We start from the raw sequence: 5,631 nt of genomic DNA on the forward strand, positions 1-5,631 counted from the left end.
CCCCTCACCCGTGTCCCGGTGACCCGCTCAGCAGCTCAGGTTCGCGCCCGGGTCGACGCCCAGGACCTGTGCGAAGCGCGTGTAGCTGTCGATGCGGCTCTGGACCTGCGCCGGGTTCTTCCCGTCGCACTCCAGGCTGCCGTTGATGCTGCGGATCGTCTCGCCGAAGCCGCGTCCGTTGACGATCGCGTCGTGCGGCGTCATCGTTCCGGGGCCGTTCTGGGTGTTCCAGTACCACAGCCCGGTCTTCCAGGCGACGGCCGCGTCCTTCTCCACGAGCGAGGGATTGCCGAGCAGGTCGATGCCGAGGGCGTCGCCCGCCGCCTTGTAGTTGAAGTTCCAGCTCAGCTGGATGGGCCCGCGCCCGTAGTACTGGTCGTTGCCGGCCGGGCAGCCGTAGGGCTGCGAAGTGTCGCAGTAGTGCGGGTAGTTGGCGGTGTTCTGCTCGACCACGTAGACGAGGCCGCCGGTCTCGTGGCTCACGTTGGCGAGGAAGGCGGCGGCCTCCTGCTTGCGGGTCGTGTCGCTGCCGGTCCCGGTGAAGCCGGGGTAGGCGTCGAGCGCGGCCGTCAGGCCCTCGTACGTGTAGAAGGAGTTGCGGCCAGGGAACATCTGGTCGAACTGGGACTGGCTCACCACGAAGGCGGCGGCCGAGTCGGCCTTCGCGGAGTGCGGGCTCGCGGCGGCCGTGGTGCCGCCGAGGGCGAGGGTCGTGAGGGCGGCGGCCGAGGCGGTCGCCGAGAGGAGAGCGAGGATACGTGCGCGCACGGGGGACTCCATTCGTGCGGGCGGGCCGCCGCGAGGAGGTGGCGGCGGCCCGCCGGTGTGGGGGGAGGGAGAAGGATTGGGGAAGCGCCACGAGGCCGGGGTGGGGACCGGACTCCGCGGCTCGCGCCTCACGGGGTGCCCGCCGGAGTCGTCCGCCGCTCACCGGCCGGTTCGGGCCGGCGCCTGCCGGCCCGCCGCTGCGACAGAGGCCGGTGAGCGGCGGACGACGCGCGGCGGTACTAGCGCACCGTGACGTCGATGCAGTTGTAGAAGGCGTTGGTGGTGTCGGCGATGTTCCACACCGCGAGCACCTTCTGCTTGCCCTTCAGGTTCCCGAAGTTGACGGTGTGGGTCACGGTGGCGCCGGGCTTGGCGCCGCCGTCGTTGAACTCGGCTATCTTCTGGCCGCCGACGAAGTACTGCCAGGTGCTCGTGGAGTGCTGCGCCGTGAGCTTCCAGCTGAACTGCGTCGAGGCGTTGACCGGGGTCGCGACCCAGCCCTTGGAGTCGTCGTCGAGTTCCGCGAAGCGCGAGTTGCCGCCGCTGCAACTCGTCAGGCCCTTGGGCCCCTCGACGCTCTGCGGCTCGTACTTGATCTCGCCACAGGAGACGGTGCCGGCCGCGCACTGGGCCTGCCTGCTCGGCGGGTTGCTGATGTAGCCGTGAGCGCTCGCGGTGCTCGCGCCGAGGGTCAGCGCGAGGGCGGGGGCCAGGACGGCGCCCGCTCCGATGGCGAACTTCCTTTTGGCCTGCATGAGTTCTCCTTCACTGCGATCGGTCCCCCGGGGACCGGTGCGGCGATTGGGGCGCCGTGCCGTTCGGGTGGGCCTCTCAGGGTGGGGGTGCGTGAGGCGCGAAGGTTTCTGGCCGCGACCGGTGAACACGGCACGGAGGTACCGGAGTTCCCAAAGGTCTGGGCCACTTGGACTAGACCATACCGAGTCACGTGTTCACGTCAAGGGAGCGGAACCGCTTGACCAAAGTGCGCCCCCGTACCACCCGTGGCGCGGTACCCTCCGCGCCCCGCAACGGAGTTGACCGCCGCGGCCCCCGGAGCGGCCGGCCGCGCGCCCCTCGCGAGCGTGTTCGGAAGCCGTTCCTCCGCGTGGGAGGCGCGCCCCGCGGTCCCCGTGGGCCGATCATCGCGGTAGTCCCTCCCGTACGTCCCCAGCGGAGCCCGCCGTGAAGGCATCGATCGTCCTCTACACCTCCGACCTGCGCCTGCACGACCACCCCCCGCTGCGCGCCGCCACGCGCGAGGCCGAGGAGGTGGTGCCGCTCTTCGTCCGCGACCCGGGGATCGAGAAGGCCGGCTTCACCGCGCCCAACCGCGCCGCCTTCCTCGCCGACTGCCTCGCGGGGCTCGACGCCGGACTGCGCGAGCGCGGCGGCCGGCTCGTGGTCCGCGCGGGCGACCCGGTACGGATCGTGCGCGAACTCGTCGGGTCCACCGGCGCGGAGCGCGTGCACGTGGCGGCCGGGCTCAGCGCCTACGCGCGCGGACGCGCGGACCGCCTGCGCACGGCCCTCGAAGGGACGGGCGCTGAGCTGGTCGAGCACGAGGCGGTCGTCACGGCTCTGCAACCGGGCGAACTGGTCCCCGGCGGCAAGGACCACTTCGCCGTCTTCACCCCGTACCACCGCCAGTGGTCCGCCCAGCCGCTCCGCGAACCCCTCGCCGCCCCCCGCGCGCTGACCGTGCCCTCCGGGGTCCGCTCCGACGCCGTCCCGCGCCGTGCCGACGTCGAAGGCGTCTCGCCGGGGCTCGCCGAGGGGGGCGAGGCGGCGGGCCGCGCGCTTCTCGCCGCCTGGCGGCGCGACGGCGTCAGCCGGTACGAGGAGATGCACGACGACCTCGCCGGGGACGGCACCTCGCGGCTCTCCCCCTACCTCCACTTCGGCGCGCTCTCCGCCGCCGAGTGCGTGCACCGGGTGCGCGCGGCGGGTGGCGCGGGCGCCGACGCCTTCGTGCGCCAGCTCTGCTGGCGCGACTTCCACCACCAGGTGCTCGCCGCGCGTCCCGCCGCCGCCCACAAGGACTACCGCCCGCGCGGCGACCACTGGCGCACCGGGCGGAGCGCCGAGCGGGAGGCGGCGGCCTGGCGCGAGGGCCGCACCGGCTATCCCGTCGTGGACGCGGCCATGCGGCAGCTCGCGCACGAGGGCTGGATGCACAACCGGGGCAGGCTCCTCGCCGCGAGCTTCCTCACCAAGACCCTCTACCTCGACTGGCGGCTCGGCGCCGCGCACTTCCTGGACCTCCTGGCCGACGGAGACCTCGCCAACAACCAGATGAACTGGCAGTGGGTCGCCGGCACGGGCACCGACACCCGCCCAGGCCGGGTACTCAATCCGCTCACCCAGGCCCGGAAGTACGACCCCGAGGGGGACTACGTACGTCGCTGGGTCCCGGAGCTGCGCGGCATCGAGGGGCGCGCGGTGCACGAGCCGTGGAAGCGTCCGGCCGGGGAGCGCGAGGGCTACCCGCGGCCGCTGGTGGACCTCGCCGAGGGCCGCGACCGCTTCCGCAGGGCACGCGAGAAGGGCTGAGCCGCGCGCGGTGGTGCGCGCTGCGCGCCCGGTGGTGTGCGAAGGGTGTACGGGGCACGCGGAGCCGTGGCGGAGGCACCCCCTCCGCCCCCGTGCGGCGAGCCCGTACCGCGAGTGACACCTCGCGCGCATCGCGTCGAAACGGGGCGGAATGGTGTTTTCCGCCCCCGGGAAGCGGGGACGCGAACCCACGTGGCCGAGGAGCCGCGCCCCGGCGCGAACCGTACGGCTCCCGCCTCCGCCGACCTACCGAGGAGAGGCACGTGCCCGCAGTACCGAACATCACCCTCAACAACGGCGTGGAGATCCCGCAGCTCGGCTTCGGGGTCTTCCAGATCCCCCCGGAGAAGACGAAGGAGGCCACGCTCAGCGCCCTCGACGTCGGCTACCGGCACATCGACACCGCCGAGATGTACGGCAACGAGAAGGAGGTCGGGCAGGCGGTCCGGGAATCCGGGCTCGACCGCTCCGAGCTGTTCGTCACGAGCAAGCTGAACAACGGCTTCCACGCCCACGACGACGCGCTCGCCGCCTTCGACCGGCGCCTCGCCGATCTCGGCTTCGGCTACCTGGACCTGTTCCTGATCCACTGGCCGCTGCCGGAGGTCGGTGACTTCGCCGAGACCTGGAAGGCGCTGGAGGAGATCTACCGCTCCGGACGCGCCAAGGCGATCGGCGTCTCGAACTTCCAGCCGCACCACCTGCGGCGCATCCTGGAGGAGACGGACATCGTCCCCGCCGTCAACCAGATCGAGGTGCACCCGTACCTCACCCAGGAGGACGTGCGCGCCTTCGGCGCCGAGCACGGCATCGTGACCGAGGCGTGGTCCCCCATCGCCCAGGGCCTGGTCCTCAAGGACCCGGTGATCGGGAACATCGCGAACCGCCTCGGCAAGTCGCCCGCCCAGGTCACCCTGCGCTGGCACCTCCAGCGCGGAGACGTGATCTTCCCGAAGTCGGTCACCCGCTCCCGCGTCGAGGAGAACTTCGCGCTCTTCGACTTCGAGCTGACCGAGGGCGACATGTCCGAGATCTCGGCCCTCGACCGCGGTGAGCGCACGGGACCGAACCCGGACGAGTTCAACTACGTGCCGTAAGCGGCTCCACCGCGCGTAGCCAGCCCCCGGGGTCGCTCCGGGGGCCGTTCGCGCCGCGCCGGGCCCCGGGGCAGCCGTCCCGCGTTCGGCCGGGGGAGGGGCGTGCGGGCCGGGGTGCGAGCCGCGTTTGACTTCGACTGCGCTCCAGTTCGTAGCGTCGTCGTCATGACCCGCAGCCAGCAGCACCCCATCGGTTCCCCCTTCGGCCACGACTCCACCGCGAGCGAAGTGCTCTCCGGCATCGACCTCGGCGGCGAGCTCGCCGTCGTCACGGGAGGTTATTCCGGCATCGGCCTGGAGACCACCCGTGCCCTCGCCGGGGCGGGCGCCCACGTCGTCGTGCCCGCGCGCCGGCCCGAGGCCGCGCGCGAGGCGCTCGCCGGCATCGAGGGCACCGAGGTCGCCACGCTCGACCTGGGCGACCTCGACAGCGTCCGCGCCTTCGCCGAGGAGTTCCGCGCCTCGGGCCGTTCGATCGACCTCCTCATCAACAACGCGGGGATCATGGCCTGCCCCGAGACCCGTGTCGGGCCCGGCTGGGAGGCCCAGTTCGGCACGAACCACCTCGGCCACTACGCCCTCACCAACCTCCTGCGCCCGGCGCTCGTCGCGGACGGCGGCGCCCGCGTCGTCGAGCTGTCCTCGACGGGGCACCTGCGCTCCGGCATCCGCTGGGACGACGTCGACTTCCGCGAGGGCTACGACAAGTGGAAGGCGTACGGGCAGGCCAAGACGGCCAACGTGCTCTTCGCCGTCCACCTCGACGCCCTCGCGGCCGAGGACGGCGTACGGGCCTTCGCCCTGCACCCCGGCGGCATCCTCACGCCGCTCCAGCGCCACCTGGAGCGGCAGGAGATGGTGGACAGGGGCTGGATCGACGAGCAGGGCGAGCTGATCGACCCCGACGTCTTCAAGACCCCCGAGCAGGGCGCGGCCACGACCGTCTTCGCCGCGACCTCGCCGCTCCTCGACGGCCTCGGCGGCCTCTACCTGGAGGACTGCGAGGTCGCCGTCCCCGCCGACGAGGCCCCGGAGGGCAGCGGCGGCGTCAAGGACTGGGCGATCGACCCCGAGCAGGCGGCCCGCCTGTGGGCCCTGTCCGCCGAGCGCACGGGCATCGACACCTTCGGCCGCGGCTGAGGGACCCGGGCGCCGGGATGCCGGGGCGGGCGGTACGGGGCGGGGGTACGGGGCGGGCGGCACGGGGCGGGGGTAC

At 72.8% G+C, this 5,631-nt stretch carries 5 protein-coding genes; 3 read left to right on the forward strand and 2 right to left on the reverse strand.

The genetic code is table 11. The annotated features are described in order from the left end of the window. Positions 1-27: 27 nt before the first annotated feature. Positions 28-768 (reverse strand): chitinase, encoded by a 741-nt coding sequence (locus SSBG_RS27725; RefSeq protein ID WP_008749363.1) that lies wholly within the window; start codon positions 766-768, stop codon positions 28-30. Between the two features lie 239 nt (positions 769-1,007). After that, positions 1,008-1,523, reverse strand: a complete 516-nt coding sequence (locus tag SSBG_RS27730; RefSeq protein ID WP_008749364.1) for a lytic polysaccharide monooxygenase auxiliary activity family 9 protein — start codon at positions 1,521-1,523, stop codon at positions 1,008-1,010. Between the two features lie 427 nt (positions 1,524-1,950). On the opposite strand from SSBG_RS27730, the gene SSBG_RS27735 reads away from it, so the two are divergent. The 3 genes from SSBG_RS27735 (at position 1,951) to SSBG_RS27745 (ending at position 5,555) form a co-directional block, all read left to right on the forward strand. Continuing rightward, the gene (locus tag SSBG_RS27735) at positions 1,951-3,318 is read left to right on the forward strand and encodes a cryptochrome/photolyase family protein (protein WP_008749365.1); all 1,368 of its coding nucleotides are present in this window, start codon (positions 1,951-1,953) and stop codon (positions 3,316-3,318) included. Between the two features lie 263 nt (positions 3,319-3,581). Continuing rightward, complete coding sequence (locus tag SSBG_RS27740) at positions 3,582-4,415, forward strand: aldo/keto reductase (protein ID WP_008749366.1); 834 nt, start codon at positions 3,582-3,584, stop codon at positions 4,413-4,415. Between the two features lie 165 nt (positions 4,416-4,580). Continuing rightward, positions 4,581-5,555 (forward strand): SDR family NAD(P)-dependent oxidoreductase, encoded by a 975-nt coding sequence (locus SSBG_RS27745; protein WP_008749367.1) that lies wholly within the window; start codon positions 4,581-4,583, stop codon positions 5,553-5,555. The last annotated feature ends 76 nt before the right edge of the window (positions 5,556-5,631 follow it).

Source organism: Streptomyces sp. SPB074 (genome assembly GCF_000154905.1).
Lineage (GTDB): Bacteria > Actinomycetota > Actinomycetes > Streptomycetales > Streptomycetaceae > Streptomyces.

Bases quoted from the DNA above. Each gene is read 5' to 3' on its own strand.
- SSBG_RS27730 (WP_008749364.1), bottom strand. From the start codon at position 1,523: ATGCAGGCCAAAAGGAAGTTCGCCATCGGAGCGGGCGCCGTCCTGGCC.
- SSBG_RS27745 (WP_008749367.1), top strand. From the start codon at position 4,581: ATGACCCGCAGCCAGCAGCACCCCATCGGTTCCCCCTTCGGCCACGAC.